Genomic DNA, 26,798 nt, shown 5'->3' with positions numbered 1-26,798 from the left:
TCGGGGGCCGTGGCAAAGCTGACCTACACGTCGCTCGCCTCACTCGATGGGTACATCGCCGACGCGAACGGCAACTTCGACTGGGCCGAGCCCGACGACGAGGTCCACGCGTTCGTGAACGACATCGACCGCTCGGTCGGGACGTACCTGCTGGGCCGGAGGACCTACGAGGTGCTCGCCGTGTGGGACACGATCCAAGACGACCACCCGGCCATCGCCGATTTCGCCGACATCTGGCGTTCGACGGACAAGATCGTGTACTCCTCGACGCTCGAATCGGTCACGACGGCAAGGACGCGGCTCGAGCGAACGTTCGACCCCGACGCAGTCGCGGGGATGAAGGCGTCGTCGGACCGGGACCTCTCGATCGGTGGACCAACGCTGGCGGCGCGGGCGATCGCCGCGGGGCTGGTGGACGAGTGGAACCTGTTCTTGTCCCCCGTCGTCGTGGGCGGAGGGACCAGCGCATTCCCCGCAGGATCGTCGGTCGAACTCACGCTCGAAGACGAGAGACGGTTCTCGAACGGCACCGTGTACCTGCGCTATCGGACGGGTCGATGAAGGCGGTCGTGTACCGCTCGTACGGGGATCCCGAGTCCGTGCTTCGCGTCGAGGACATCCCGCGCCCGAGAGTTGGGCAACACGATGTACTCGTCCGCGTACGAGCGTCGACCGTGAACCTGGATGATCTTCAGTACGTGCGCGGCGAGATCTTCATCCGCCCTGGCGCGTGGCGGCAGCCCAAACACATGATCCTCGGGTCGGACATCGCGGGTACGGTGGAGGCCGTCGGTGATCGTGTCCCCCGGATCCGCGCCGGTGACGACGTCATCGCGGACCTCACGGGGTTCGGGTTCGGTGCGTTCGCCGAGTACGTCGCCGTCCCTGCGGGCGCTGTCGCCTGGAAGCCCACCTCGCTGAGCTTCGAGGAGGCGGCGTGCCTCCCCACCGCCGGTGTTCGCGCGTACCAAGGACTGACCGGCAGGGGGCCACTCCGGCCGGGAGATCACGTGCTCGTCAACGGGGCGGGCGGCGGACTCGGAACCTTCGCCGTCCAGATCGCCAAGGCGCTTGGCGCAACCGTGACAGGCGTCGATGCCGCGTCCAAGTTCGACGTGATGCGCGCGGCGGGCGCCGACGACGTGCTCGACTACACGCAGGGTCACTATTCCGAGAGCGGTGGGCGCTTCGACCTGATCCTCGACGTCGCCGCGTACGGCTCGCTCGGCGACTTCCGTTCCGTCGTGCGCAGCAAACGCGTGCTGACGTCGAAGGGCCGGTACGTCCTGTACGTCGTCGGCGGCGGCGTCGCCGACTGGGTGTTCATTTCGGTCCTCCTCCAGGGGTGGCTGAAGGTGCGCGGCGGCAGGCAGCTGAGCATCCGCCGCGGCGTGCCGAACCGGCCCGCGGACGTCGCGCGAGTGACCGAGATGGTCGACTCGGGCGCGGTCCGCCCGATCATCGATCGAAGCTTCCCAATGCACGAGGTTGCCGAGGCGCTGCTCTACGTCGAACGGGGAGCGGCGAAGGGAAAGGTCGTCATCGCGATCGACGCCTAGCGCTCGCCCGACTACCATCACTCGGTCTCGCCCGCGAACGAGCCTCGCGTGTGTGTCTACTTGGCGCCGAGGATCTCCGCCAGGTCGTACGTCACCGGCTCCTTGAGCTGCTCGAACGTGCACGAGCGCGGATCGCGGTCGGGGCGCCACCGCACGAACTGGCCGGTGTGCCGGAGACGCGGGCCCTCCATGTGGTCGTACCTAATCTCGACGACGCGCTCCGGCCGAAGCGGAACGAACGAGAGGTCCTTCCCGGAAGCCCAGCGACTGCCGGCCGAGTGTTGCGGCGTGCGCGTTCCGAGCTCCTCCTGCGCCCAGTTCCAGGGGTGTTCCTCGAACGTGGTGACGAGCGGTTGGAGCTCCTCGAACAGCTTTCGGCGCTGCGCCATCGGCAGCGCGCCGACCACCCCGATGTTCGCCAGGTCGCCGTTGTCATCGTACAGGCCGAGGAGCAACGAGCCGATCGCGTGGTCGTCGGTCTTGTGCGTCCGGTAGCCGGCGACGACGCAGTCGGCCGTGCGCTCGTGCTTGATCTTGAACATCACGCGCTTGTCCGGCTGGTACGTCCCATCGAGCGGCTTGGCGACGATGCCGTCGAGCCCCGCGCCTTCGAACTCGTCGAACCACTGCAGGGCGAGGTCGCGGTCCGTCGTTGCCCGCGTCACGTGGATGGGCGAGCTCGCGCTTGCAAGCGCGTCCTCGAGCAGCCGACGCCGCTCCACGAACGGCTCCTTCGTCAGGTTGCGGTCGTCGAGCGCCAGCAGATCGAACGCCACGAGGTGCGCCGGCGTCTGCTTCGACAAGAGCTTCACGCGACTGGCGGCAGGATGGATCCTTTGCTGGAGCGTCTCGAACTCCAGCCGCTTGCCCGACGAGTCCGGCACGACGATCTCGCCGTCGACTACGATGCGATCGGGCAGGTTCGCCTTGATCGCCTCGACGACCTCCGGAAAGTACCGGGTCATCGGCCGCTCGTTCCTGCTGCCGATCTCGACCTCGTCACCGTCGCGGAACACGATCGACCGGAACCCGTCCCACTTCGGCTCGAACGAGAGGTCGCCCTTCGGGATCTCGGCGACCGACTTCGCGAGCATCGGCTTGACGGGCGGCATCACGGGCAGACGCATGCCCCGCACGATATCGGCACGCCGGCTTTGGGCGACGCCCGCGAGCGCGGCTGGACCGCACGCACGGCCTACCCGACCTCACGCCGCCGTGGCCGGTGGCGCTCGATCCTCGAGGAGCGTGCCGTCCGGTCTTCGGAACTCGGGTCGGCCGTCGACCATGGCTACGCCGAACCCGCGATGGATCACTCGGTGATGCGGTCGACACAGGAGCACGAGATTCGACAGTCCGGTGTCGCCGCCGTCGGCCCAGTAGCGAACGTGGTGCGCGTCGGTCCAGCCGGGTGGACGCTCGCAGCCCGGGAAACGACATCCGCCGTCACGAACAGCTACCGCTCGACGGAGCGCCGCCGGAACGACCTTCGTCTTGCGGCCGAGCTCCAGCGGCTCGGAAGGCGCATCTGTGATCACGCGTGTGATCGACGCGTCGCAGGCGAGACGGCGAGCGGACTCTGGCGTGATCGTCCCTACGTCCTCGAGCGACGCGCGTCCGCCGGCGCGAGCCTGCAGCGCAACGAGCTCATCGCTGCAAGTCTTTCGAACACATGTTCGTAACGCTACAACTAGGGTCTGACACTCGATCGCGCCGCCACGGCTCATGCCGTGATGAGGGTCGACGTCGCATTGACGAAAGGGCTGACGCGGTCCTCACACAGACGGTGACGCTTAGATTCGCTCGACGGCGGTCTTGAGCGCCGCCAGTGCTCTCGCCGTCGTCGCGTCGAGGTCGCGCTGCAGCTTCTTGCGGAGCAGCCGCGCTGGGAGGCCGCTGAACAACTCTTCCATGCTCACCATCGCGCCGTTGCCGCGCGGCTCGAAGTGCCATACGTGGATGGCGCCCATACTCATCGTGCGTCCCGTCCAGCTCAGCCGACTCGGACGATCGACGTCTTGAAGCGTCGAGACGATCCGCGCCGAGCCGGCCTTCCACCGAAAGACCGTGCCTTGGGCCACCGGGCCCTCGAGCCTCACCGTGTCGACATCGGGGTTCCAACTCGGCCACCGCTCGAAATCGGCCAGGAAATCCCACACCCGCTCAGGAGCAGCTGCCACGTCCGTGCTCCCCTCGGAGAAGACTGGCGCGTTCCGATTGGCATCCATGCCGGGACACTACCGGGCTGCGGGTTCCTCGGACGCCCTCTCAGACCGTAATGACGACTTTGCCGCGCCCGTGCCCAGTGCCAAGCTCGCGCATCGCGTCCGGCACGTCGCTCAGCGGATACGTGGCGCCGATCAGGGGCTTCAGCTTGCCGGCCTCGATCAAGTCCGTGAGCACGTTGAGGTCATCGGCGTTTGGTCGCGCGAGGTAGTTCGTCATTCTCTGCCCGACGAACGGCGACATCGCCTTTGCCCGCATCACGCGTCCCATCCCGAGCCACCGGCCGGCGCCTTCGCCGCCGGCGAGGACGAGCGTTCCTTTCGGCGTGAGGGCTCCTCGCAGATAGGACGCCTCGCGATTACCGGCCGTATCGAAGATGACGTCGAACCGTCGCTTCCCGTCGACGATCTCCTCGCGGGTGTAGTCGATGACTTCGTCCGCACCGATCGAGCGGACGAGCTCGACCTTCGTCGTGCTGGACACGCCTGTGACATGCGCGCCGAACGCCTTCGCGATCTGCACGGCGAACGACCCGACGCCGCCCGCCGCCCCGATCACCAACACCGCCTGCCCCGACCGAACCTTCCCGACGTCGCGGAGACCTTGGAGCGCCGTGCATCCGGTCGTGGGCACGGTCGCCGCTTCCTCGAAGCTCACGTTCGTCGGCTTGTGTGCGAGCCGATCGGACCGCGCGGTCGCGAACTCGGCGAACGTTCCGACGCCCACGCCGAACACCTGGTCGCCGACCAGGAACCCGGTGACGTCCTCGCCGAGGGCCTCCACGGTCCCCGCCACGTCCTGACCCCGGACTCGCTGCTTCGGCGATCGCAGCCCGGACGCCAGGCGGATCGCGAACGGCGTGCCGGTCATGACGTGCCAGTCGCCGATGAACGCGCTCGCCGCTCCGACGCGCAGCAGCACCTCTCCCGTGCCTGCCACCGGAGCCTCGACGTCCTCGAACCTCAGGACCTCCGCCGACCCATACTCCTCTTGCACGATCGCCTTCATGCGATCCCCCCTCCCTGGTCGCACTGCGGCTCCGAACCGATCTGCCCTTGCGGCGAGGGTAGTCCGCTGCCTCGTAGCGCGCCGACGAGAGCAGGCCGGCCAAGCGCCGGCGGACTACGACGATCCGGGGGCGTGGTCCTTCGCGACGTTGCCGATGATCTGTGCGAGCTCGCCAGGACGCGACCACATGGGCCAGTGACTGGTCGGCAGGTCCACCCAGATGACGTTGCGGAGCTCGTTCAGGCCGGCAAGCCACGCGTAGCCCTGTTTGACTGCGTCCTTGTACTCCTCCGAGGTGAACCCCGTGCAGATCATCGTGCTCGGGATGTCGAGGCGGGCGTCGTTCGTCAGCTCGACGACCTCGCGAAGAACGCCACCCGGCTCCGGGATGGCTCGCTCGCGGAACGTTGCGAGCTGCTCACCACTCAGCCCATCCAAGTTCTCCTCCGCCGCGATCTCGTCCCAGTTCATCGGCTTCTCTGCGCCGTCGAAGTCGGATTCGATGGGCGAGATGCCCGGAGCGGAGTCGACGTACACCATGGCCGCGATCCGCTCCGGAACCCGGTCGCTCGCCGCGTAACCCGAGAAGCCGGTGGCGCTGTGAACGGCGAGCGCCACGGGAGCCGCTGCCGCCTCGACCGCCTGGCAGATCGCGTCCACGTGATCCGAGAGGGTGATCCCCGTTCTGTCCGCGTCGGCCGACTCGAGACCGGGCAGCGTCAGCGCGGTGACGTCATGGCCGTCGCCGCGTAAGGACGCAGCAACCTCATCCCAAGCCCATGCGCCGAGCCAGAAGCCGGGGACGAGCAGGATCGGTGGGGGGTCCACGCCCCCACCCTATGCGTCAACACGCCCGCGACGCGACGAAGTCCGTCTTCGACGCGCGCGTCGGACAAGTACGATCAAGCATCGTGGAACGTGCCGACATCGAACGGCTGTTCACGTTCACCGACTACGGCTGGAGCCGGTACGAAGAGACTATCCGCCCTCTCGGCGACGGCACGCTGACCAAGCCGGCGCCTGGATCCGGCTGGCCGGCGCTGCGCGACGCACTCGCGCACATCAACTGGGCGTACATCAGGTGGTTGGCGAACCCGTACGGGACGACCGACGAGCCAAGGGAACGCGTCAACTCATGGGCCGAGCTCGCCGCTTACCGCAGCCGCGTACGAGATCACGCGCGCGAGTACTTCGATTCGCTCGACGACGACGAGCTATCGACGCCGCGCAAGATGGACATCGACGGCAAGCCGATCCTCTACAGTCCCGGCGAAATCCTTGCGCACGTGATGCTTCACGAGCGCCAGCACCACGGCGATCTGAACACGCTTCTGTATCAGCTCGGTGTGGACATCCCGATCGTCGAGTATCGGTTCTCTCTACCGGAACGAGACGCATAGGCGCAATGGCCGGTTGATACCGTGGCGCCATGACCGAACGGATCTCGCCTCGACGGTTTCACGAGCACGGATGGCGCGTTCTGCGAGACGACGCCTGCACGTACCTCGCCACCGGCACGTTCGCAAACGGCGTCGCGCTCGTCGCGGCGATCGCCGAGATAGCCGGCGATCGTCATCCGGACATCGACCTCCGACCGGAAGGCGTCACGGTCCGTCTCGGCACGCACGGCCCGCTCCCAACCGAGGAGGATCTTGTTCTCGCCGAACGCATCTCGGCGGTCGCGCGTGAGCTCGGTGCGTCGGTCGACCTCGATGGCCTCCAAGCCGTGCAGGTAGCGATCGACGCCCTCGTGATCCCCGACGTATTGCCGTTCTGGCAGGCCGTGCTCGGCTACCGGAAGGTCGACGTCGCCGACCTGATCGACCCTCGCCTGGGAGGCCCGCCCTTCTGGTTCCAGCAGATGGACGCGCCGCGTCCGCAGCGCAACCGGATCCACATCGATCTCTACGTCTCGCAGGACGAAGCGGAGGCACGAGTTGCGGCGGGACTCGCGGCTGGCGGCCACCTGGTCAGCGGCGCGCACGCGCCCGAGTGGTGGACCCTCGCAGACGCCGAGGGGAACGAGGTCGACATCGCACCCTGGCCCGACCAGGACTAAGCCGTCCGCCGTCGGGTCGTCGCGCGCGTCTCTGCGCGGCCGAGCAACATTCAGCGTCGCACGTGGCGAGGCTGGAAGACTGTTGAGACAACCGCGACCAGTGCAAGCGGTTCTACAAGGAGGATTGCGAACAACTCGAGCAAGTATCGAGCGAAGGCGCCGAAGAGTCGCCTCAGACCTCGGCCGCGATTCCGACCTCGTTCGTGTCCCGAAGCTCGTCCTGGGCGAACGACCGCATACCCTCGTCGAACGGCACCTCGGCGCGGAAGCCGAGCTCGGACGCGGCACGCTCGGGTGACGCGAACACGTGACGGACGTCGCCCAGCCGGAACCTCCCCGTAACGACCGGCTGCGGGGCGGGCGGGCCGAACGCGGACGCCATGGCCGACGCCATCTCTCCGATCGTGTGCGGTGTCCCGCTCGCGACGTTGATCGGACCACTCGCCCGCGCGTCGCACGTGAGGGCGAGCGCGTTCGCCCGCGCGACGTCGCGCACGTGGACGAAGTCGCGGAGCTGTCGTCCGTCCTCGAAGACAGGCGGCGGCCGGCCGGCGGCGAGGGCGCTTCGGAAGATGCTGGCCACGCCGGCGTACGGTGTGTCCCTCGGCATCCGCGGGCCGAAAACGTTGTGGTAACGAAGCGCGATCAGCTCGACCCCCGCCTCGCGTGCGAACGCCGAGCACAGGTGCTCCTGATGGACCTTCGTCGCCGCGTAGACGCTGCGTGGATCGACCGGCGCTTCCTCGCCGACGGCGAGCGGCACGAGGTCGCGACCGCATACGGGACACCCAGGATCGAACACCTCGGCCTCGAGGCGCACTCGTTCCCTCGGCGGCGGTCGCACGTCGCCGTGCTCCGAGCACCGGTACCGACCCTCGCCGTAGACGACCATGCTGCTCGCGAGCACGAGTCGCCGAACGGAGCGGGTGTTATGCATCGCTGCCAGCAACGCCGCGGTCCCCACGTCGTTGTGCGAGACGTACTCGGTGACGTCGGCAGGATCGACTCCGAGACCGACCATCGCGGCGTGGTGAGAGACGGCGTCGACTCCCCGGAGGGCGCGCTCGACTACAGCGACGTCGCGCACGTCGCCGCGGATCGCCTCGACGCCGGGCCGTCGTCCCTGCCGCGCGGCGACGTCAAGCACGACCGTCTCGATGCCGTGGTCGATCAGCGCGTCGACGACGTGCGAGCCGATGAACCCTGCGCCGCCCGTCACGAGGACGCGCCGAACGCTCACCACGGCCGCGTCACCACGACCTCCAGCGCGACGGCGGCGGCCACGTTGAGCGCCAACCACACGCGTCGGGTGTTCGGCGGCAGCATCGCCGTCGCCGCTAACACCCACGGCACGAAGGGCAGCCAGATCCGCTCGACCTCCGCCTTCGACATGCCCGAGGCGTTCGCGAGGCCCACTGCGACCAAAGCGCCGCCCACGAGCGTCCACACGTCTGCCGCTCTCGTCCATCTCGCGAGCGCGGCGATCGCCGCCGGTCCGACGCCGATGGCGAACGCGGCGAGGTTCGCAACCACGAAGTAGTGGTACGGGCGGGTGCGCGCCACACTCTGCAGGTACTCGACTCGCGTTGCGAGCAGGCCGTCGACCCACCAGAACCCCGCGGCGAGGAACGCGACGAAGATCGGGGCCGCGCCCACCACTGCGATGCCGATGACGTCGACCGAGCGACGCCGGGCCGCGACCGCGAGGGGGATCGCCGCGAGCAGCACGAGGCCATAGGAAAGGAAAGCCAGAACGCCGAACAGGAGCCCTCCGCCAGCGGCGAGCGGCACCCGCCCTCTACGGCGTCCGGTCGCGAGGACCACGAGGGCTACCGACCACGCCCCCACCCCGAGGAACGCGGCGTCCCCCGAGGACGCGAGCGTGACCGCCGCGGGCGCGAATGCTAGGAACGGTGCTACCGCCCTCGCGGCGTCCTCGGTCGAGACCTCGCGAACGGCGATGAGGACCGCCGGCATGGCCGAGGCGCCGAGCAGGATCTCGGTCGCGGCGAACATGGAAGGACCGCCTCCGAGCCGGTCGAGCCACCAGGCGACCAGCGCCATCCCGGGCGGATGCGCTCGGACGTGCGTCGTGAACGTGTCGATTCGGTCGACGAACGTGCCAAGGAACGTGAGCGGATCGTGGATCAAGGGCACCGACGCGAGGTAATCCCTCGAGCTCGACGGCGATCGCACGAGCCCGACCGCGCCCTCGGTGAGGCCGAGCGCCACTGCCCACGCCGCGGCCCCGACGAACGTGGCCACGAGGACCCATCGCCACGGCGCCCGCGCCGCGACCCTCGGCCCGACGACGACGGCGACCGGCACGAGCGCGATCGCTCCGATACCCGCCCACGAGAACCGTGGGTCGAGGCGACCGACGAGCGGCGGCACGTTCATGAAGAGCCGATGGCCGTCGGCCTGCAACGCGCGGCCCCATGCATTGACGACGATGACGAGCAGGGCAGCGCCTGCGACGGCCGAAACGGATCCCCAGCGCACGCGACCGCTCCCCCGACCCGAAACACGGTCGACGCCGACGTTCGAACCCCTGCCGCGATGCGTCGTGGCGAGGCTCACGATCCCCCTCGCGTCAGCCGGCGCAGGGCGATCGCGATTGCGGCCGCGCCCCAGACCACGCAGAGCGAAACGAGCAACCCCACGGAGTAATCGCGCGGCAGCAGTGAGGCGTTGTCGCCGGCATCGCCGAGCAACGGCGGAAGCGCCACCAGCGCGAGCGAGCCCGAGACAACTGCAGCGATGAACACAACCGTTCGGATCCCCGCCGACAGGTTCGATCCGAGCCGTCCGGCGAGTGAGACCGCCGGATCGAACAGGACGTCGTGGACCACCGCGATTCCGATGAAGAGAACCGTGAAGTTCAGCGGCTTGGTGGCGCCGGCGCGTCGAAGGAGGGTCCAGACGCCGAAGGCCACGATCGCCCATCCGACCGCTCCTGAGCTCCAGAACAGCCAACCGCGCCGTTCGTCCGGACGCGCCTGCTCGCTCACGTCACCACCACCTTGGCCACCCACTTCGTCTGCATGACGCCGGGGCGGTTCGGCGCGACGAGCCGCACCGGAAAGCCGTGATCGATGTGGAGGACCTCGCCGTTCAGCTCGAGCGCGAGAAGGGTGTCCGGATCCGCGGCGTGCGACCGGTCGAGCTGCGACGTCGCGTACGCGCTCCCCGGCCGTTGCAGCGACACGATCTCCGCGGTGGCGTCGGGCTGTGCGCCCGCGAGCTCGAGCAGGTCGGGAACGGCCACGCCGCGCCACGTCCCCGATGCGCTCCATCCGTCGACACAGGTGATCGGGAGCTCGGCGTCGTGCTGCGGGAGCGACCGCAGGTCCTCGATCGACATCGAAAGCGGCGTCGCCACCGCGCCCTCGACGACGAGGCGGTACGCGGGGCTCGTCGCGGCGTCGATCACCCCCGCCGAGCTCGCCGTGCGGTTCACCGGGAGGCCTTGCGGACCGACCGCCGGATCGCGCGGTGCGAGCACCGAGATCGAGCGCAACGGACGAAGCGTCTGTCCGATCGTCGCGATGGTAACGGCAACGCCCGCGGCGACGGTCCCCCATAGGAACCCTCGCCTCGAGATCGACCAACCGGACCCGTCAACGTCGTGCCGCGTCGTCGGCGCCGTGGGGGCGCTGCCGCGTGCGAGCGAGCGGGCGGCGACGTGCAGCTTCGCGCCGACGTGGATCACGAGCGCCCCGATCGTGATCCACGCCGCGCTGTAGTGGGCAGCGGGGAACGAGAACCCCCACGGCTTGAAACGATTGATTGTCCCGATCCCGGTGAACAGAAGGAACAGCGAACCTGCGACCAACGGCAACACACCCGCCCGCTCGATCGCATGGCCGAGATCGCGAAAGGGCGGCCACGTCCAGAACCGCGGCGACACAACCCACAGCTTCGCCAGGAGCAGCGGGATCGCAGCGATCCCCGCGACCACGTGCACGCCCTGAGTGACCCGGTACAACCACACCGGTCTCGACGGCCATGAGAACCACGAGACGGGGTTTTGGATCAGGTGTGAGATCAGCCCGGTGACGAAGCACGCCGCGAACGCGACGCCGAGCGCGATGCCGAGGATCGACGCAAGCCGTTCGTCGTGCAGCCGGCTCCGAAACGCGCCCTCGCTGAACGGGCCGATCCGAGGTCGGGCCGGCCACCTCATCGATCGAGCCTCGCGAACCATCGCCCCTCGGCGCACCACGGCCGACCGGTCCGCAGCCTCGCTGTGGCGGCGAGCGGCGCGATGTCATCCGCGGCCACCCTCGCCCACGGGAACCACGAGCCACCGGCGCCATCGATACGCGCGACGAACACCTCCGTACCGGTTCGGGGCGCTCCGAGCTCGACGAGCGCTCGCCCGCCGGGGTGGAGGAGCTCACGGATGCGGACGAGCAGCCGTGCCGGGTCGCCGCCGATGCCGATGTTTCCGTCGAGCAGCAACGCCGTTCCCCACGTCCCGCGTCCCGGAACGTCACCGAACACGTCGCCGTGCACCACTCGGGCCCCGCGGCGGCGGGCGGCGCGCACCGCGCCCAGCGAGATGTCGAGACCGAGGGCTTCCACGCCTCGTGCCGCGAGCGCGAGCGTGTGCCGACCCGGCCCGCACCCGACGTCGAGGACTGGGGAGAGCGCGTGCGCAATCACCTCGTGATCTGCGACGCTCGGTTCACCGAACCAGCGGGCGACGTGCAAGGCGATCACATCGCCGATGTGCGAACGAAAGACCAATGTGCGCTGTGCGGTCGTCGATCCGGCGATCGCGTAGCTCTGCCACGCGTCGGCCACCTCTCGGCGATCGACCACCACGCTCATGCGGACACCGCCGCAACCGCCTCATCACGGCGTGCGCGCCCCCGACGAGCGAGCCGCGGCGAGATCGCGCGAAACGTGACGGCGAATTGCGTACTCGGCGCTTCGAGCGCCACCGCCGACGCGTCGTCGATCGTGTCGACGTCACGAAGGCGTGGGAGATCGGCGACGTGCAAGCCGAGCGTCTCGAGGCGCTCGCGCGTCCGGATCGCGGTCGTGGGCGCGCTCATGGGGACGCCGAGGAATGCGGATGCGTTCGGCCGGCGGAGCCCGATGGCCCAGTAGCCGCCGTCGACCGCATCGCCGAGCACCGCGTCGGAGTCGACCAGCCGCGCAGTCGCCGCCTCCAGGAGTGCGGGCGTGAGTTGCGGCGTGTCCATCCCGACGAGCAACGCCGCTCCGCCGAGGTCTTCGAAAACAGAAGCGAGTCGCTCGTCGAGGCCGTGTCCCCTCTGAAGCACGACGTCCCAGTGCGGTGACAGCCAGGCCGGCGGCGGTCCATCCAACGCGAGAACGCGACGACCTTCGATCCACATCGAATCGACCGCACGCAGCGTGTCGAACAGCGCCGCCTCTGCGAGTTCAGCGGCCTCGACGAAAGTGCACGGCGGATGCAGCCGCGTCTTCGAACGCCCCGGTCGCGGCGTCTTCGCGAGCACGACGACGTCGACCCTCATCGGGAAAGAACCTCCGCCATGTCCCGCACTGTTCGCGCCGTCCCGAGCGCCGTGCCCGTGACCTTCGAGCGTCCGCGCCGGGGGTAGTACGGGACAGGCACGTCGTTGACACGCCACCCGGCGTCCGCCGCGCGTACCACCATCTCGAGCGGCCAGCCGAACCGCCGGTCGCGGATCGCCAGATCCATCAACGCCGCGCGTCGAGCAGCACGCATCGGCCCGAGGTCGCGCAGCGCGAGTCCGGTCCGCCGACAGACGAGACGAGCGAGGACGCGATTGGCAACGCGTGCGTGCGCCGGCCACGAGCCCCGTGTGAACGTCACGCGCATCCCGAGGACGAGATCCGTACCACCCGCTGCGACGGGACCCACGACCGTCGGCAGGTCCGCGGGGTCGAGTGACCCGTCGCAATCCATGAACGCGACGATGTCGGCCTCGGCTGCCGCCAGGCCAGCGGCGCAAGCCGCGCCGAACCCGCGACGCGGCTCGGCGACGACGGTGGCGTGAAGCTCGCGCGCAACGGACGCGGAGTCGTCCGTCGAGCCGTTGTCGACGACGATCGGTCGGTACCCAGCAGGCATCCGCCCGAGGACCCACGGGATCGACGAGACCTCGTTCAAGACGGGCAAGATCACGTCCGGCATCCCACCGAGCCTTGCCCACTCGTGGTTGCGGAACCCTTACGGCGCGGTTCCGGAACGGTGAATCCTTGCCTGGCCGCCCATGATGTAAGGATTCGGAAACCATCGCGGGGCGATGATTAGGGCGATGGACGCGACGAGGGTCCTCGTCGTCGACGACGAGCCGATGGTCCGCGAGGTGCTCGCGAGGTACCTCGAGCGAGAGGGCTACGCCGTCGACGTCGCCGAGGACGGTGAGCAGGCGCTCGCGACCTACGCGGCGACGACGCCCGATCTCGTCCTGCTCGATCTGATGCTTCCTCGCGTCGACGGCCTCGAGGTCTTCCGGCGGATCCGCGACGGCAGCCACAACAACACTCGTCCGGCCGTGATCATGCTGACGGCAAAGGGGGACGAGACGGATCGGATCGTCGGACTCGAGCTGGGCGCCGACGACTACGTGACGAAGCCCTTCTCGCCCCGCGAGGTCGTTGCGCGGATCCGGGCGGTGCTCCGTCGAGGCGCGGGCGAATCAGATAGCGACAAGCGCGTTCTCGCCTTCGACGACCTCGAGATCGACGCGCACCGCCGCGAGGTCCGCCGCGCGGGTCGGCCGGTGCCTCTCACCCGAAAGGAGTTCGACCTCCTGCATCTCCTCGCCTCGAGCCCGGGCCGAGCGTTCACCAGGGCGGAGCTGCTCGAGGAGGTCTGGGACTTCGCCTGGAGCGGCGACACCGGCACAGTTACGGTTCACATTCGCCGCCTCCGCGAGAAGATCGAGCACGACCCGTCCCGACCGCGACACCTGGTCACGGTGTGGGGCGTCGGATATCGGTTCGAGCCATGAAGGGGTTGGGCGCGCTCCTGCTGCTCGCGGTCGTGGCCACCGCCGGCGCGCTCGGCACGTTCGCCGTCGCTGCAGTCATGGGGATGGGCGGCGATGAGATCGCTCAGCTCGTGGCGTTCATCCTGCCCGCGCTCACGGTGACCGTGATCGCCATGTGGATCGTCGGACGCCTGCTGTCGTCGGCGACGCTCGGGCAACGCTTCGTGTCGGTCGCCACGATCGGCGTCGTGCTGGCGCTGGCCAACGTGTGGGTCCTCTCGCAACAGATGTTCGTCAGCTCTCACGACGCGACCCTCGTCGGCGTGATCCTCGTGTACTCGGTCGGTGTGGGGATCTCGGCGGCCGTCGTGATCGCACGGTCGACATCGCGGGCGATCCGCCGGCTCACCACGACTGCCGAGGCCTACGGGAACGGAGACCTTGACAGGCGAACTGGCTCGCTCGGCGCCGGGCCGGAGCTCGAGCTGCTGTCGCGGACGTTCGACGAGATGGCCGAGCGGCTCGAGGTAGCGCTCGAGCGCGAACGCGCGGCGGAGACGACGCGTCGTGATCTCGTCACCGCCGTGTCGCACGACCTGCGGACACCCCTCGCGAGCCTGCGCGCGATGGTCGAGGCGATCGACGACGGCGTGGTCGAAGATCGGACGACGCTCCGACGGTACGCCGGCGAGATGCGCCGGTCGATCGAGCAAGTCGTCGCGATGGTGGACGACCTGTTCGAGCTCGCGCAGCTCGACGCCGGCGCGATCGAGCTCGAGACGATGCGGTCGCATCTCGGAGAGGTCGTCGACTCTGCCGTGGCCATCGTGGAGCGCGAGGCGGAGGACAAGCGCGTCACGCTCCTCACGAGCCTGAACGGCATCGAGGCCGCGCCCTGCTCACCACGTCTCGCGCGTGTGCTTCAGAACCTGATGGTGAACGCCGTTCGCCACACTCCCGCCGACGGCACGGTCCGAGTCGAGGCGAGGCGTTCGAGCGATGGACTCGAGGTGAGCGTCATCGATACCGGAGAGGGGATGTCCGCGGAGGACGCCGCGCGCGTGTTCGAGCCGTTCTTCCGCGCGGATCCGGCCCGCACCGGCCCAGGCGCCGGTCTCGGACTCGCCCTCGCCAAGCGCATCGTCGAGGCGCTCGGGGGAGACCTCCGCGTGGAGAGCTCACCCGCCGGGTCACGCTTTGCCCTCGTCGTTCCGCTCGCCTAGAGCGCGCGAGGACGGGCCGGCGCGTCGAGGGGTACGGTTCACCCATGCCGGGCCGCGAGGAGCGGGTCGCACTGAACGAGGCGACCGCGCGCGAGATCAACGAGGCCATCGAGGAAGCTCATGAGGGATCGCCAGGCCGGCAGATCCGGATGATCTGTGAGTGCGGACGCGACGAGTGCGAAAGCGTCATCGCCATCACGGTGGCTGAGTACGAGCAGATCCGAAGCGACCCAGTCCGCTTCGCTGTCACGCGGGACCACGTGATCCCCGACGTCGAGGAGGTCGTCGACCGGACCGACCGGTTCGTCGTCGTCACGAAGCGTGAAGGCACGCCGACGGAAGTCGCCATCGAGACGGATCCCAGGAGTTGAGCCGGACCTAGGTTGACTCGAGTCCGAGCTCGAACCAGAACGCGCCGTTGCCGTGACCCCACCGCTCCGCGAGCACGTCGACCAGGAACAGGCCCCATCCGGAGCTGGCCTGCGGGCCGGGACGAATGCCTCCGGCGATCGGGTGAGGAGCGCCCCGCCCGCCGTCAACGACTTCGACATGGAGCGCGTCGCCCACGACCCTGGCCCAGATGCGGATCCGCCCGTTCGGGACACCGGAGTGGCGGATGCTGTTCGCCACCAACTCGCTCACGAGGAGACGGGCGTCGCGCAGCTTCCGCCTGGGGATCGCAAGGCTCCCCAGCGCGCTGCGGATCGCGGCGAGCTCACCGGCGTCGGGCCTTACCTCCAACGTCAGCTCGACCGCGCCAGCCTGCGCGAGGCCCCCGCTCATACGGTCGAAACGTTCCCGATCTGGTCCCGTCCATACCTCCTGGACACGCTCCGTAGTCGCCAGGGGCCGCGCCGAGACATGGACGACCGCAGATCCCGGTGATTTGGGCCTGCCCAGAGCGGCGGCGCGGAGACTATTCCTGCAGCGCGCTTCGAACGAACGCGACGACCTCGCGCTCGCGGCGACGGAGTGACGCTCGGCTCTTGTCCTTTCCCACCACGGCGTTGAGCACACTTGCTTCGGTAAGCGAACCCACCACCGCTGTGTAGAGCATGAACAGCAGCAAAGCTGGATCCTGCTCGCGGATCTCTCCTGCATCCATCCCCGCCTGGAGAAACTGAACCGCTCGCTTCCGCAACGGATCGATCACGCCCGCGAACTTCTCGAAGCCCTCTGCGCCGAGTCGACCCGCCTCCCTGATGAACATCGGGAACTCGGGCCAGTCCTCTGCCAAGCGAAAAACCGCATGGATCACGGCCTCCGCTCGGTCCCAATACGTCTCCTTGCCTTCGAGCGCGGTCGTGATCTCCTCGGCGACGCGCTCGCCCGCCGCCTGGAGGCACGCCTCGAGTAGTGCGTCCTTGGTCGGGAAGTAATAGAGGAGCGTCTGTTTCCGGATCCCCACCGCACTCGCGATCTGGTCGAGGCTCGCGCCCGAGTAGCCCTCGCGGCCGAACGCGCGGATGGCCTCCTCGATCAGCGCGTGGCGTCGCTTCTCGCCGCCGGTCCGGGTCACACCGTCACTTCCACGCCGGGGGTTTGCCCCGGCGGCGGATTGGTCTCGTTCCCTCCCACGTTCGCATCCACGAAGGACCCGACGGGCCAGCCAGCCGCGGCGTCTCACCTGCCGCCGCGCGGCGCTGGGCCTCCCACCACGTCGTGCGGTCCTCGTCGAACAGCTCGGCCACTGCTTGCTGCATCCGCAGCGACAGCTGCTGATGCGTCTCGCCCTCGCGCGGGAACAGCGGCTTGCCATACCGAACTCTGATCGGCGGCCGTCCCGGCTTCGGCCACGAGCGGCCCTTCGGCATCGCCTGGTACGCGCCGACGATGGCGATCGGCACGACCGGCATGTTCATCTCGATCGCCAGACGGCTCGTCCCGTGGCGGAAGCGCTGGAGCCAGCCGTCCTGCGAGCGCGTGCCCTCTGGGAACACGATGATGCTCCAGCCCTCGCGGATCAGCTCCTTGGCCTTGTCGGTCGCCCGCTCGCCCTCTCCGCGGGCGACGGGGAACCCCGCATACACGAGCGCGGTGAACGCCGATCGCCACCACACGTCGAAGAAGTAGTCCTTGGCCGCTGCGGTGGCCGTTCGGTCGCGCCACTCGCGCGGCAGCGTGATCATGATGATCGAGGCGTCGAGATGGCTCGAGTGGTTCGAGATGAACATCGCCGGGCCCTTCAGCCCCTCGAGATTCTCGACGCCGAACACCTCGGGCGACGTCTCGTTCCAGATGATCGTGCGGATACCGGCGTCGAGCACGACGTTCCGCACGGCGACGCCGGCATCGCTCCGTGCCCAGTCGGTGGGGAACTCCCACGTCCTCGGCGGCGGCGTAGACGGCTCGGCCGCGCGCGGGATCATCGTGCGGCGGCCCCAACGCCATCCCTTCGCTACATCAAGGATCTCGGCGCGGAGCGAACGCTTCTGCTTCGTCCGTGTGGCCATCAGCGCACGTCCGCGATCGCCAGCGGAGGCACGTGGAGGTACGAGATCGACGGCGAGCGCCCCACGGTCTCGCCGGCCATCTCCAGCGCGTCACGGAACGACGTGGCGGCTCGATAACCGAGGCGCGCGCATGTCTTGGGGTCGCCGCCGACGACGATCACGTCGCCGAGGTAGTCGAGCGCGTGCGCGCCCCAGTACCACATGTAGAACGGGTGAACGCCGTGGTACGCGTGGCTCTTCCGGTACAGGTGGATGTACCAGGGATCGGTCGCGTACTTCTCCTCGTACTTCGACTCGATCGTGGAAGGGTCGTTCGTCTCGGCCAGGACCTCCTCGAAGAAGTCGACGTAGGAAGGGTGGTGGACCTGGTGGAAGTCGTTCGGCACGGGGTGGAACATGATCATCGCGCCGCCGGGCCGGACGACCGGCTTGTTCCGGTACAGGTTGAACAGGTACCCGAGCCCCAAGCAGTGGACGAGGATCGGGTTCATGATCGAGTTCACGTTGTACGGGCTGATGTAGGGGAGCCCGACGACCATGACGTCGCTCTGTCCGTTGACCTCCGTCAGTTGCTGCTCGTGCAGCTTCGCCAGCGTGCGCTCGTGGACGGCTTCGGTCTCGCCCGCGTTGATCCCGGTCACGCCGTAGGGCGACTCGATGCGCATCCAGATCTGGTGCTTTGCTGCTGAGGGCGCCATGTCGTTCGCCTTCTTGGCCGCCAGGTAGGTGCCCTGTTCGATCAGCGACCACTCCCACTCGCGCTTGTTCATGAAGCCGAACGGGTCGGGAAAGGTCTCGTTGTTCAGCGTGGTCTCGATGGTGAAGACGTTGAGCCCGCTGGCCTTCAGCAGGTCACCCATCCGCTTGCACGAGTCGTGGATGGCGCTCCGCCCTGGGCGCGGGTCCATGTAGGACTTGGAGTGGAGCATCGTCTCGACGTTGTGGTGCGGCTTGACGCTGCGATAGGAGGCGAGGCCGACCGGCACGGACTTGTGACCGCCGTCCATCGCCACGAGGTTGATGTTCACGTAGATCAGCAGGTCTGACTCCATGGCCCGCTTGTTGATCTCGACGTCCTCGCCCTTGTCGGTCTTACCGACGTACACGAGGTTGTCGCGATCCTCGGCGTCGTGGTTCCGCAGGTCCTTCGGGAAGAACGAGCGGAACACGCGCTCACCGACGGCGTGCTCGATCTCGTCCGCTGTCATCCGGCGGTGAAGCGAGTTGGCCATGGTGAGCTTGATGTCCTCGACCCCCTTCTGCGCCGCGAGCTCGATCACCTCCTCGAGGACGAGCTGGCGGATGTCGGGGGATTTCATCGGCGGGAGCGGGATGGAGATGTCGTCGATGGCGATCGTCAGCTTCATCCCCGGCTTCAGCAGCTCCCGGAGCGGTTCGCTGTCGTGGGGATGCTCGAGCGCGTTTCGGATCGCCTGACGCACGTTCTTGATTGCCGGGAGCGCGTCGGGCGGATAGATCACCCGCGAGCCGAGCGGGAACTTCTGGAGCCGGAACCCCTCGCCCTGATGCACGAGGAGCGGCGGGGTGCGCTCGTCGACCTCGAGTACGAATCCCGGTCTGCTCATATCGTGTTCAATCGCTCCTCGGGTCGAAGGCCACTCGTAGCGTTCCCAACTTGCCCGCACCGAGCGCGTGGTCGATCGCCTCGCGCCACCGCCGAAGCGGGTACGTCGCGCCGACGACCTGCTCGAGCGGGTTCTCCCGGGCGAGCTCGATGGCGACGTCGAACGCGTGGCGCTGCTTGCCGTCGATGTTCTCGATCCCGCCGGTGTACGTGCCGACGAGCTCGAGCTCTCGGAACCACAACGGGGTGAGGTCGGCGCCGGCGACGGGGATGCCGGCGACGACGACGCGACCGCCGGCCTTCACGTTTCGAAGGGCCATGTCGAGGCTCGATCTGCTTCCGACGGCGTCGATGGCCACGTCGGCGCCGCCGAGCAGGAACGGCGCGCCTCGCTCGGGCCGGAGCTTCATCGCGCTCGTCTCGCGACGGATGGCGTTGGTCGCCTCGTCGGGTTCGACGACGTCCGACGCGCCGAACGCTCGCGCCCACTCGCGCTGACGCGAATGCTTGGCGACGACGGTGATCGTTCCGGCGCTGGTGAGCTCCTTTAGCGCCAGGAGCGTGAGGACGCCGATGGCGCCGGCGCCGATCAGCAACACGCTCGCGTTCGGCTCAACGTTCGCCCGGAGCGCCGTGTGAACGGCGCACGAGAGCGGCTCGACGAGAACGGCCTTCCGGTTGGACAGCTCGTCGGGCAGCGGGTGGAGCTGCGAGCGGTGCGCGACGAACATCTTCGACCAGCCCCCGCCGGTGTCGGCGCAGTAGCCGGTCTGCAGTCCGGCGCTCACGTGACCGGTCGTAACGCGGTCGCAACGGCCCGTCAGTCCCTGCTTGCAGTTCTGGCACGGATCGAGGCCGCGCGCGAGGCACGATAGAACCGGCTGCAACGCGATGCGAGTCCGTGCCGGCAGCTCGTCGACGTCGTCGATCAGCTCGCCCACGACCTCGTGCCCGGGGACGAACGGCAGTGAAACGAGCGGAGAGAAATAGAACGACGACTTGCCGCCGATCGTCGCGAGGTCGGAGCCGCAGATGCCCGACATCAGCGGACGCACCCGACCCCAGCCGGGCCCCAGCGGAACCGGGTCCTTCTTGTGGACGAGACGCATCGCCGCGAGCGGCCCGGACAGGAGACCCGGTGCCTTGTCGCCGACGGCGCGCGCCGCCAGATACCGCGGGGCCGAACGGAACAGCTCGAGCGCCTGAGTCGTCATCAGCGCATCGCCGGCCTGGGGAATCGAACGCGCGGCATGCCACCGGCCATACCCCACTCTTCGATCGGCCACCGTCTGCGCTTCGCCACGCGAAGAAGCGCGGCGTCCGGGCTGACGGCGACGGGGTTGCCCACCGCCCGCAGCAACGCGAGATCGGAGTGTGAGTCGGCGTACGCGTACGAGGACTTCAGATCGGCGCCCTCGAGCATCGCGTACCTGCGGAGCCACGCGCCTCGCGCCTCGCCGACGAGCGGCGGTTCGGCCAAGAAGCCCGTGTACACGCCGTCCTTCACGGCAAGCTTGGCCGCGACGACCTCGTCGAACAACGGCGCGATAGGCCTCACGAACGGCTCCGCCGCCGCGGTGATGAGGATCGTCCTGTGTCCCGCCTCGCGGTGCTCTCGGATGCGTCGAACGGCCGCGGCCGAGAGCTTCTGGAGCATGAACTCGGAGACGACTTCGTCCACCAGATCGTCGATGCCCTCGACGGTCGCCCCTTCGTAGCGGCGGAAGAACGTTCGGAGAAACTCGCCACGGTCGCGGCGGTCGGCCATCAGGTACGACGGGATGCGCGAGAACACGTCGACCAGCTCGTCCGTCCACTGATCCCACGGCAGGTCGGCCATTCGCGACCACACGTAGGACTCGACGACGTTCGACGGCAAGAGCGTCCCCTCCATGTCGAACAGCGCCAGCACGAGCTGTTCGCGTTCGCGGATCCGGACCTGCGGCTTGGCGCGCGCGCTCGACAGCGCCCTCAGTCCCCCCGTCACTGCCGGGCAGTGCACGTCCTGCAGGTAGTACCGCCAGTCGACCGTCTCCGCGTCGAACGGGAACCTCTTCTGGTCGGTCTTGGTGAGTGACTGGAACAGCTCGACCGTTCGGTCGTCGGTGTAGATGACCTCTGCCTCGGTGTAGGCGCCATACAGGTCCGAGTAGCGTCGAACGAACTCGACGCGCCCTTTGTCGCGATCGACGCGTGAGACGAGATCGCGCATCTTCTTCGACTTCGGGAGGTGGGTGACGACCTTGTCGGCAATGTCCACGGCTCGTTCGGCCGTCTTCAGGAGCCGCTCGACGCGAAGGTGGCCGGGAAATGACCACTCCGGCACCTTGATATCGCCGCGCCCAGACTGCGGCAAGGGGTCGCGCTCGAAGTACTCCTTCACCAGCTCGTACAGGCCGCGGTACTGGAGCGGGTTCCGTGCGCCTGAGGAGACGTGGTAGTAGGCGGGCGTCGCCGGTTCGGGCGGGGTGGCCGCGGCGGCGAGGATCGCGTTCACGACGAAGTCGGCGGGGATGATGTCGACGATGCCCTCGGGGATGCCGGGGAACTCGGGGATCGTCCCGCGCCCGTAGGCGAGGATGATCGGCTCGGCCATCTTGAAGCCCTCGATCCAACCGGGGAACGGGTGGCTGTACGCCGACTCGATGATCGAGGGCCGAACGATGCTCAGCGGTGCTTTGTGCTCCGCGGCGAGCTCCTCCACGGCGCGCTCGCCCATCGCCTTCGTGAACGTGTAGTTGTCGGGCCAGCCGAGCGTCTGCGCTCGCGCACGCCCGTACTGCACGAGCCGTTTCGTGACCCAGCTCTTACGGCGCTCCTCGGCGTCGTCGGCGACCGATTGCGGACCTGCGCGGCCGTGTTCAGCGCGCGCCTTCCGGAGGAACGAATCGAGGATCTCGGGCTTTCGGCTCGCCGCCTCGACGTCGTCGCGCGCGCGGAGCGCGAGCTCCGCCTCGGCGCGCCAATCGACGCGGTGGTCGAGCGTCGCTTCGGGAATCACGCCTTTGCGAACGCCGGCGACGTACGCCGTCGAGACGTGCACGAGATGCGGCGCTGCGTTCGCGGCGAGCGCGGCCTCATACAACCGAACGGCGCCGAGCAGGTTCGTCTGGAACCCCTCGTCGATCGGTGGGTCGAAGCTGACCGTCGCCGCGCAATGGATCACGACGTCGATGTCGCCGGGGAGCGCCGGGAGCTCGCGAGAGAAATCGCCGTCGACGACGTCGACGCGCTCGTCGAGCAACGCCTTGATCCCGTCGCCGCCGACCTCGTCGCGAAGCGCGTTGAAGGTGGGCCGTCCGAGCATGGATTCCACCCGCTGGCGGCCGCTCGAACCGAGCTGCGACCGCACGAGGAGCGTGATCCGGGTCTCGGCGAAGTCCTTCAGGAGGCGCTCGAAGACGGCCTGGCCGAGGAAGCCGGTCACCCCTGTGACCAGCACGTTCTTGCGAGCGAGGCGCTCGGCGATGGGCCTCGCCCGGGTGGTTCTGGAAACGGCCTTCTCTACCACGCGGCAGATTATGCCTCTCTACCACTCGGTAGACAACCCTTTGTTGATCAGTCCTTCCGCGTGAACGAGATATCCATCCAGCGCTCCCAGTTCGCGCCATCCTCGGAACGCTCCCACAAGGCGTTCATCGATTGCCCATCGTGAGCGATTTTGAGCGTGGATCGGACTCGAGCCGTCGGGGAGTCTGTCGGCTGCGCGGCCGGTGCAACCTCCGGTCCTCCGGTGAAATGAAAGACGCCGTCGTCATCGATCGTGACACGCATGACTTCGGTGTTGCCCTCATTGTCGAAGCTCCGTGCGAGGAACCCGCCGCTCACCGTGTCCGGCTCGCCGATGATCTCGACAGCTTGGACGTTACGGTCCCCAACGAAGACATCGACGTAATGGACGACGAAGTACCCGCCCGGCAGGACCTCGTAGTTGTCGATGCCGATGACCGGGAGATCCGGTTCGTCGATGACGTAACCGGACGTTTGCCAACGTCCGGCGATCGCGTGGAGGCGTCGATCGGGTGTGCGTCCCTCGTCCTCGCTCACGTGCCCGCGAGTGTAGTGAGATTGATTCGCCCCTGGAACGGGAACGTGTCAGGCACATTGACGGACACGAGGTGAATCGACATGCGGCTGAAGAGACTTCGGCGACGGCGAGGCGGGGTGATCGACCGGCGTGGCGGATTCAGCGGCGGGTTGAGAGGCGCGGGCGTCCCGGTCTCGGTCGGCGGAGGGATATCCATCGGCGCGATCGTTCTCGTCGCGGTGATCCTGGGCGCGATGTGGCTGTTCGGGGGTGGCGGTGGTCTCGGCGACGTGCTCGACGATTTCGAGGGAGCGGGCCCGGCCTCGGGTGACGGCGGTACGCGAGTCGATCCCGACGATCGGATGGGCCAGTTCGTCGACGCCGTGCTCGACGACACGCAGGTCACCTGGTCGAACATGTTCCGTAGAGCGGGTCTCGACTACGAGTCGACGAACGTGGTCTTGTTCGACGGCCAGACGTCATCGGGGTGCGGTGCGGCGACGTCGTCAACGGGTCCGTTCTACTGCCCCGCTGATCGCCTCATCTACCTGGACACCGACTTCTTCAGAGTTCTCGAGGAGCGATTCGGCGCGCCGGGCGACTTCGCGCAGGCGTACGTGATCGCGCACGAGGTCGGACACCACGTGCAGAACCTGCTCGGCACCGAGGCAGCGGTACGTCGCGAGATGCGAGAGAACCGTGACATCGCAAACGAGCTCTCTGTTCGGCTCGAACTGCAGGCCGACTGCTTCGCCGGTGTATGGGGTCGCGCCGCGCAGTCACAGGGCGTTCTGCAGCCGGGCGACATCGAGGAGGGCCTCCGCGCCGCATCCGCGATCGGCGACGACCGGATCCTCGGTCGCCGAGCCGACCGCGACAGCTTCACGCACGGAACGTCCGAACAACGCTCGACCTGGCTGCGGACCGGGATTCAGATCGGCAACCCGGACGCCTGCGACACGTTCTCGATCCCGTACTCCGAGCTGTAATCGGTCGAGTGCCGGCGAGTCATTTGCGCGGCTAGGCTCCGCGCCGTGACGACCGCCGATGAACAGGCGCTCGCGCCGCCGAAGTGGCGCGAGGTCTTCGCCGGCGCACGCGGGCGTCTCACCGCGGGCCTGTTGCTGCTCGAAGCGCTCGTGGCGATCGAGGCGCTGATCGTCGTGACGATCCTTCCCGAGGTCGAGAACGACCTCGGCGGCTTGGCGCTCTACGGATGGACGTTCACCGCGCTGACGCTCGCGTCATTCGCCACCGTTCCCATCGCGGGACGCCTCGTCGACCGCGTTGGTCCGACGCCGGTGCTGACGTTCGCACTTGCGCTCTACGTCGGCGGATTACTGATCGCTGCGCTCGCTCCTTCTATGTTCGTGCTCGTGTGCGGCCGGTTCGTGCAGGGGATAGGCGGGGGCGGCCTCTACGTCGTCTCGCTTTCCGCCGTCGCGAAGACCTATCCCGAACGCATCCGCCCACGCGTGATGGCGCTGCTCGCATCGATGTGGATCCTGCCCGGGCTGTTCGGTCCGATCATCGGAAGCGTCATCGCCGAGAGCGTGGGGTGGCGGTGGGCGTTCGTCGCACCGATCCCTGCGATCATCATTGGCGTCGCGATGGTCATTCCATCGCTCGGCTCGATCGGCTCAACCCCCGACGAAGACAGACTTCCCGTCGCGGCGAGCCTTCTCCTGATGTTCGGCGCGGGCGTTTTCCTCGCGGGGCTGACCGACCCGACGTGGCCACTCGTGGTTCTCGTGCCGATCGGGCTGGCGGTCGGTTTGCCGGCACTGTCGAGGATCACGCCGCGCGGGACATTCGTTGCCAGAGCAGGGCTGCCCGCGGCGGCGGCCGCTGCGTTCCTCGCTTCGTGCGCGTTCTTGGCTGTCGACGGGTTCCTCACGCTGATGTTGACGAAGGTGCGCGGGCTGTCGATCGGAACGGCCGGCTTGGTGATCACCGCTGCGAGCGTCGCATGGGCCGCGGGAAGCTGGTACGAGTCGCGGACGGTCGGCCGGTTTGGTGCGAGGAGGCTGGTGACGATTGGCGCGCTCGTGATCGCGATCGGAACGGTCTCGGTCGCCGGTGGCCTCGTGCGCGACCTGCCGATCATCGTGCCGTACATCGGCTGGGCGCTCGGCGGGTTCGGCATGGGGGTGGTGTTCCCGACGATCCCGCTGGCGGTGATGAGCGAGACGACCGAAGGACGCGAGGCAGGCGAGCTGTCGGGGACGATCCTGATGGACTTCCTCGGGGTGGGTGTCGGAGCGGGACTCGGCGGCGCGAGCGTGGCGCTCGCCGACGCGGATGTCATCTCGCTCGAAGCGGGCATCGCCGGCGCGTTCGGCGTCGGCCTCGTGGCGGCCCTGTTGCTGGCATTCGTGGCCGGGCGGGTGCCCGATGCGCGGTCGGTAGACTCGGCCGCCTGATGGAGCTCGGCGAGCTGCAGCGCACGTTGCGCGACACGTACTTCGAGCGCGACTCGAAGCGCGGAGCGGACGCGACGTTCCGCTGGCTCACCGAAGAGGTCGGCGAACTCGCGAAAGCGCTACGCCATCGAGATCCGGATGAGCTCGCGCACGAGTTCTCGGATGTGCTCGCGTGGCTCGCCTCGCTGGCGAACTTGACCGACGTCGATCTCGAGCGCGCGGTCGAGCGGTACGCAGACGGTTGTCCCAGGTGCGGCGCCTCGCCGTGCCGCTGCGAGTTCGACCGCTGATCCGACCCTCGAAGAACGACCTCCTCAGCGACATGTCACAAGGTGACGGCCTCTCTCGTCTCGTGGACAGGACAAGAGGGAGAGGTGGGAACCATGATCGCTCAGGAGTCGCTGACCACTCAGCCCGTACGACGTCCCGTTTCTGCGGAAGCGCGCGTCGCGGAGGTCGTGCCGCTGCGCTCTGCGGAGCCTGCCGAGACGAGTCTGTTGTGGCGGATCATCCTGGTCATGGTGGGGTTCGGTATCGCCATGACGGGATTCGCGCTCATCCTCACCGCGCTGATGGCCTTCATCGGGCTACCGCTGTTCATCTTCGGACTGGCGCTGATGCAGGCTCAGGAAAGCGCCTGATCGCGTAGCCCGGCCATCGTCACCGACACCAATCGATGCACGGCGGCCTTTGAGGTGCGGGCTCGCGTACCGGTCAGTGCGTTGATACAGAATGCCGCCAGCTCCTCAGGTGGGACGTCCGTGCGGACTTGGCTGGCTTCGGCGGCGGCGATCACCAGATCGCGGATCATGCGTTGCACTTGGCTGTGGGCACGTCGCATCCGATCGTCTCGGTGAAAGAGCTCGGCGAATCCAGGGTCATGCCCGTGCGTGTGCCGAGTGAGCAACGCGAAGGCCTCGAGCACTGACTCCAACCGCTGGACGGGATCCTCGGTGCGATCCCGTACCTCGGCGAGATACGTGATGTGGCCCGTGACCTCACGGTCGTGCCACGCGAGCATGATCGATTCGACATCCGGAAAATACTTGTACAGGGTGGCCCGCCCGATCCCCGCTTCCTCCGCGATCTGAGACATCGTCACTCCCAGAAGCCCGTGTTCGGCGACCAGCACGGCAGCCGCGTCGATGATTGCGTCGTGCACCTCGCGTCGGTGAGACTCGATCGTTCGCGTCCAGAGCCGAGGCATGGACGAACTATACGCCGCACGCGGCCGTTTGAGCGACACCGTGATTTGACATAGACAATCTGTCTCGATAAAGTC

At 68.0% G+C, this 26,798-nt stretch carries 31 protein-coding genes; 11 read left to right on the top strand and 20 right to left on the bottom strand.

The features are described 5' to 3' along the window. Positions 1–9: 9 nt before the first annotated feature. Both VFA08_02210 and VFA08_02205 read left to right on the top strand, forming a co-directional pair. Positions 10–561 carry a dihydrofolate reductase family protein gene (locus tag VFA08_02210; protein ID HYZ12402.1) on the top strand — a complete coding sequence of 184 codons (552 nt, stop codon included), beginning with the start codon at positions 10–12 and terminating at the stop codon, positions 559–561. Next, positions 558–1,559: an NAD(P)-dependent alcohol dehydrogenase gene (locus VFA08_02205; protein ID HYZ12401.1), complete on the top strand. Its 1,002-nt coding sequence runs from the start codon at positions 558–560 to the stop codon at positions 1,557–1,559. Before VFA08_02210 ends, VFA08_02205 begins: the two co-directional genes overlap by 4 nt. Before the next feature lie 56 nt (positions 1,560–1,615). Here VFA08_02205 and VFA08_02200 read toward each other — a convergent pair whose 3' ends face one another. The 5 genes from VFA08_02200 to VFA08_02180 all read right to left on the bottom strand — a co-directional run bounded on the left by VFA08_02200 (position 1,616) and on the right by VFA08_02180 (position 5,618). Beyond that, positions 1,616–2,686 (bottom strand): ATP-dependent DNA ligase, encoded by a 1,071-nt coding sequence (locus VFA08_02200; protein HYZ12400.1) that lies wholly within the window; start codon positions 2,684–2,686, stop codon positions 1,616–1,618. 78 nt (positions 2,687–2,764) lie between these two features. Next, on the bottom strand, positions 2,765–3,283 hold the full coding sequence (locus VFA08_02195; GenBank protein ID HYZ12399.1) for a DUF222 domain-containing protein: 519 nt from the start codon (positions 3,281–3,283) through the stop codon (positions 2,765–2,767). Positions 3,284–3,349: 66 nt separating this feature from the next. Further along, the gene (locus tag VFA08_02190; GenBank protein HYZ12398.1) at positions 3,350–3,784 is read right to left on the bottom strand and encodes an SRPBCC family protein; all 435 of its coding nucleotides are present in this window, start codon (positions 3,782–3,784) and stop codon (positions 3,350–3,352) included. A gap of 40 nt (positions 3,785–3,824) precedes the next feature. After that, on the bottom strand, positions 3,825–4,790 hold the full coding sequence (locus VFA08_02185; GenBank protein HYZ12397.1) for an NAD(P)-dependent alcohol dehydrogenase: 966 nt from the start codon (positions 4,788–4,790) through the stop codon (positions 3,825–3,827). 114 nt (positions 4,791–4,904) lie between these two features. Further along, entirely contained in the window at positions 4,905–5,618 is a 714-nt protein-coding gene (locus VFA08_02180; protein ID HYZ12396.1) for an alpha/beta hydrolase, read from the bottom strand. 83 nt (positions 5,619–5,701) lie between these two features. Between VFA08_02180 and VFA08_02175 the strand changes: the two genes are divergently transcribed. Beyond that, positions 5,702–6,190 (top strand): DinB family protein, encoded by a 489-nt coding sequence (locus VFA08_02175; protein ID HYZ12395.1) that lies wholly within the window; start codon positions 5,702–5,704, stop codon positions 6,188–6,190. A gap of 29 nt (positions 6,191–6,219) precedes the next feature. Beyond that, positions 6,220–6,849 carry a VOC family protein gene (locus VFA08_02170; protein HYZ12394.1) on the top strand — a complete coding sequence of 210 codons (630 nt, stop codon included), beginning with the start codon at positions 6,220–6,222 and terminating at the stop codon, positions 6,847–6,849. A gap of 172 nt (positions 6,850–7,021) precedes the next feature. Here VFA08_02170 and VFA08_02165 read toward each other — a convergent pair whose 3' ends face one another. From VFA08_02165 to VFA08_02135, 7 genes are read right to left on the bottom strand one after another with little or no spacing between them, the layout of a single operon-like run. After that, positions 7,022–8,089 carry an NAD-dependent epimerase/dehydratase family protein gene (locus VFA08_02165; GenBank protein HYZ12393.1) on the bottom strand — a complete coding sequence of 356 codons (1,068 nt, stop codon included), beginning with the start codon at positions 8,087–8,089 and terminating at the stop codon, positions 7,022–7,024. Next, on the bottom strand, positions 8,086–9,429 hold the full coding sequence (locus tag VFA08_02160; protein HYZ12392.1) for a hypothetical protein: 1,344 nt from the start codon (positions 9,427–9,429) through the stop codon (positions 8,086–8,088). The genes VFA08_02165 and VFA08_02160 overlap by 4 nt, the downstream gene beginning before the upstream one ends. Further along, on the bottom strand, positions 9,426–9,860 hold the full coding sequence (locus VFA08_02155; protein ID HYZ12391.1) for a hypothetical protein: 435 nt from the start codon (positions 9,858–9,860) through the stop codon (positions 9,426–9,428). The genes VFA08_02160 and VFA08_02155 overlap by 4 nt, the downstream gene beginning before the upstream one ends. Beyond that, entirely contained in the window at positions 9,857–11,035 is a 1,179-nt protein-coding gene (locus VFA08_02150) for a molybdopterin-dependent oxidoreductase (GenBank protein ID HYZ12390.1), read from the bottom strand. Before VFA08_02150 ends, VFA08_02155 begins: the two co-directional genes overlap by 4 nt. Next, complete coding sequence (locus VFA08_02145; protein HYZ12389.1) at positions 11,032–11,685, bottom strand: class I SAM-dependent methyltransferase; 654 nt, start codon at positions 11,683–11,685, stop codon at positions 11,032–11,034. The genes VFA08_02150 and VFA08_02145 overlap by 4 nt, the downstream gene beginning before the upstream one ends. Next, entirely contained in the window at positions 11,682–12,359 is a 678-nt protein-coding gene (locus tag VFA08_02140; protein HYZ12388.1) for a TIGR04282 family arsenosugar biosynthesis glycosyltransferase, read from the bottom strand. The genes VFA08_02145 and VFA08_02140 overlap by 4 nt, the downstream gene beginning before the upstream one ends. Continuing rightward, positions 12,356–13,003 carry a glycosyltransferase family 2 protein gene (locus VFA08_02135; protein HYZ12387.1) on the bottom strand — a complete coding sequence of 216 codons (648 nt, stop codon included), beginning with the start codon at positions 13,001–13,003 and terminating at the stop codon, positions 12,356–12,358. The genes VFA08_02140 and VFA08_02135 overlap by 4 nt, the downstream gene beginning before the upstream one ends. Before the next feature lie 124 nt (positions 13,004–13,127). Between VFA08_02135 and VFA08_02130 the strand changes: the two genes are divergently transcribed. The 3 genes from VFA08_02130 to VFA08_02120 are packed head-to-tail and all read left to right on the top strand — an operon-like array spanning position 13,128 to position 15,399. Continuing rightward, positions 13,128–13,826, top strand: a complete 699-nt coding sequence (locus VFA08_02130) for a response regulator transcription factor (GenBank protein ID HYZ12386.1) — start codon at positions 13,128–13,130, stop codon at positions 13,824–13,826. Continuing rightward, positions 13,823–15,028, top strand: coding sequence for a HAMP domain-containing sensor histidine kinase (locus tag VFA08_02125; protein ID HYZ12385.1), 1,206 nt, complete (start codon positions 13,823–13,825; stop codon positions 15,026–15,028). The genes VFA08_02130 and VFA08_02125 overlap by 4 nt, the downstream gene beginning before the upstream one ends. A gap of 44 nt (positions 15,029–15,072) precedes the next feature. Further along, positions 15,073–15,399 carry a hypothetical protein gene (locus VFA08_02120; GenBank protein ID HYZ12384.1) on the top strand — a complete coding sequence of 109 codons (327 nt, stop codon included), beginning with the start codon at positions 15,073–15,075 and terminating at the stop codon, positions 15,397–15,399. Between the two features lie 7 nt (positions 15,400–15,406). Here VFA08_02120 and VFA08_02115 read toward each other — a convergent pair whose 3' ends face one another. The 7 genes from VFA08_02115 to VFA08_02085 all read right to left on the bottom strand — a co-directional run bounded on the left by VFA08_02115 (position 15,407) and on the right by VFA08_02085 (position 23,113). Then, the gene (locus tag VFA08_02115) at positions 15,407–15,811 is read right to left on the bottom strand and encodes an ATP-binding protein (protein HYZ12383.1); all 405 of its coding nucleotides are present in this window, start codon (positions 15,809–15,811) and stop codon (positions 15,407–15,409) included. 133 nt (positions 15,812–15,944) lie between these two features. Next, positions 15,945–16,547 (bottom strand): TetR/AcrR family transcriptional regulator, encoded by a 603-nt coding sequence (locus tag VFA08_02110; GenBank protein ID HYZ12382.1) that lies wholly within the window; start codon positions 16,545–16,547, stop codon positions 15,945–15,947. A gap of 4 nt (positions 16,548–16,551) precedes the next feature. Further along, complete coding sequence (locus VFA08_02105) at positions 16,552–17,481, bottom strand: lysophospholipid acyltransferase family protein (protein ID HYZ12381.1); 930 nt, start codon at positions 17,479–17,481, stop codon at positions 16,552–16,554. After that, positions 17,481–19,067 carry a lactate racemase domain-containing protein gene (locus tag VFA08_02100; GenBank protein HYZ12380.1) on the bottom strand — a complete coding sequence of 529 codons (1,587 nt, stop codon included), beginning with the start codon at positions 19,065–19,067 and terminating at the stop codon, positions 17,481–17,483. Before VFA08_02100 ends, VFA08_02105 begins: the two co-directional genes overlap by 1 nt. Before the next feature lie 7 nt (positions 19,068–19,074). Then, complete coding sequence (locus VFA08_02095; GenBank protein HYZ12379.1) at positions 19,075–20,280, bottom strand: zinc-binding dehydrogenase; 1,206 nt, start codon at positions 20,278–20,280, stop codon at positions 19,075–19,077. Continuing rightward, a complete protein-coding gene (locus VFA08_02090) occupies positions 20,280–22,577 on the bottom strand; it encodes an HAD-IB family hydrolase (GenBank protein ID HYZ12378.1) in 2,298 nt (765 codons plus the stop codon). The genes VFA08_02095 and VFA08_02090 overlap by 1 nt, the downstream gene beginning before the upstream one ends. A 47-nt stretch (positions 22,578–22,624) precedes the next feature. Further along, positions 22,625–23,113: a hypothetical protein gene (locus tag VFA08_02085; protein HYZ12377.1), complete on the bottom strand. Its 489-nt coding sequence runs from the start codon at positions 23,111–23,113 to the stop codon at positions 22,625–22,627. 81 nt (positions 23,114–23,194) lie between these two features. Here VFA08_02085 and VFA08_02080 point away from each other — a divergent pair, with 81 nt between their 5' ends. The 4 genes from VFA08_02080 to VFA08_02065 all read left to right on the top strand — a co-directional run bounded on the left by VFA08_02080 (position 23,195) and on the right by VFA08_02065 (position 26,157). Beyond that, positions 23,195–24,082, top strand: coding sequence for a neutral zinc metallopeptidase (locus VFA08_02080; GenBank protein ID HYZ12376.1), 888 nt, complete (start codon positions 23,195–23,197; stop codon positions 24,080–24,082). Positions 24,083–24,127: 45 nt separating this feature from the next. Then, positions 24,128–25,516: an MFS transporter gene (locus tag VFA08_02075; GenBank protein ID HYZ12375.1), complete on the top strand. Its 1,389-nt coding sequence runs from the start codon at positions 24,128–24,130 to the stop codon at positions 25,514–25,516. Next, a complete protein-coding gene (locus VFA08_02070; GenBank protein HYZ12374.1) occupies positions 25,516–25,806 on the top strand; it encodes a MazG nucleotide pyrophosphohydrolase domain-containing protein in 291 nt (96 codons plus the stop codon). Before VFA08_02075 ends, VFA08_02070 begins: the two co-directional genes overlap by 1 nt. Before the next feature lie 84 nt (positions 25,807–25,890). Then, complete coding sequence (locus tag VFA08_02065; protein ID HYZ12373.1) at positions 25,891–26,157, top strand: hypothetical protein; 267 nt, start codon at positions 25,891–25,893, stop codon at positions 26,155–26,157. Here the strand turns inward: VFA08_02065 and VFA08_02060 are convergent. Continuing rightward, positions 26,142–26,723, bottom strand: a complete 582-nt coding sequence (locus VFA08_02060) for a TetR/AcrR family transcriptional regulator (protein ID HYZ12372.1) — start codon at positions 26,721–26,723, stop codon at positions 26,142–26,144. The two genes, VFA08_02065 and VFA08_02060, sit on opposite strands and share 16 nt — an antisense overlap. Positions 26,724–26,798 lie beyond the last annotated feature (75 nt).

It is taken from the genome of Actinomycetota bacterium (assembly GCA_035640355.1).
Taxonomy (GTDB): Bacteria; Actinomycetota; UBA4738; order UBA4738; family HRBIN12; genus CALGFI01.
The sequence above is the reverse complement of the archived record's forward strand: the minus strand, read 5'-3'. Positions and strand labels throughout refer to the sequence as shown.

Coding starts and splice junctions, on each gene's coding strand:
- VFA08_02205 (HYZ12401.1), top strand. CDS start 558: ATGAAGGCGGTCGTGTACCGCTCGTACGGGGATCCCGAGTCCGTGCTT.
- VFA08_02200 (HYZ12400.1), bottom strand. CDS start 2,686: ATGCGTCTGCCCGTGATGCCGCCCGTCAAGCCGATGCTCGCGAAGTCG.
- VFA08_02195 (HYZ12399.1), bottom strand. CDS start 3,283: ATGAGCCGTGGCGGCGCGATCGAGTGTCAGACCCTAGTTGTAGCGTTA.
- VFA08_02190 (HYZ12398.1), bottom strand. CDS start 3,784: ATGGATGCCAATCGGAACGCGCCAGTCTTCTCCGAGGGGAGCACGGAC.
- VFA08_02185 (HYZ12397.1), bottom strand. CDS start 4,790: ATGAAGGCGATCGTGCAAGAGGAGTATGGGTCGGCGGAGGTCCTGAGG.
- VFA08_02170 (HYZ12394.1), top strand. CDS start 6,220: ATGACCGAACGGATCTCGCCTCGACGGTTTCACGAGCACGGATGGCGC.
- VFA08_02150 (HYZ12390.1), bottom strand. CDS start 11,035: ATGAGGTGGCCGGCCCGACCTCGGATCGGCCCGTTCAGCGAGGGCGCG.
- VFA08_02145 (HYZ12389.1), bottom strand. CDS start 11,685: ATGAGCGTGGTGGTCGATCGCCGAGAGGTGGCCGACGCGTGGCAGAGC.
- VFA08_02140 (HYZ12388.1), bottom strand. CDS start 12,359: ATGAGGGTCGACGTCGTCGTGCTCGCGAAGACGCCGCGACCGGGGCGT.
- VFA08_02135 (HYZ12387.1), bottom strand. CDS start 13,003: ATGCCGGACGTGATCTTGCCCGTCTTGAACGAGGTCTCGTCGATCCCG.
- VFA08_02130 (HYZ12386.1), top strand. CDS start 13,128: ATGGACGCGACGAGGGTCCTCGTCGTCGACGACGAGCCGATGGTCCGC.
- VFA08_02125 (HYZ12385.1), top strand. CDS start 13,823: ATGAAGGGGTTGGGCGCGCTCCTGCTGCTCGCGGTCGTGGCCACCGCC.
- VFA08_02120 (HYZ12384.1), top strand. CDS start 15,073: ATGCCGGGCCGCGAGGAGCGGGTCGCACTGAACGAGGCGACCGCGCGC.
- VFA08_02115 (HYZ12383.1), bottom strand. CDS start 15,811: ATGAGCGGGGGCCTCGCGCAGGCTGGCGCGGTCGAGCTGACGTTGGAG.
- VFA08_02105 (HYZ12381.1), bottom strand. CDS start 17,481: ATGGCCACACGGACGAAGCAGAAGCGTTCGCTCCGCGCCGAGATCCTT.
- VFA08_02100 (HYZ12380.1), bottom strand. CDS start 19,067: ATGAGCAGACCGGGATTCGTACTCGAGGTCGACGAGCGCACCCCGCCG.
- VFA08_02095 (HYZ12379.1), bottom strand. CDS start 20,280: ATGACGACTCAGGCGCTCGAGCTGTTCCGTTCGGCCCCGCGGTATCTG.
- VFA08_02080 (HYZ12376.1), top strand. CDS start 23,195: ATGCGGCTGAAGAGACTTCGGCGACGGCGAGGCGGGGTGATCGACCGG.
- VFA08_02070 (HYZ12374.1), top strand. CDS start 25,516: ATGGAGCTCGGCGAGCTGCAGCGCACGTTGCGCGACACGTACTTCGAG.
- VFA08_02060 (HYZ12372.1), bottom strand. CDS start 26,723: ATGCCTCGGCTCTGGACGCGAACGATCGAGTCTCACCGACGCGAGGTG.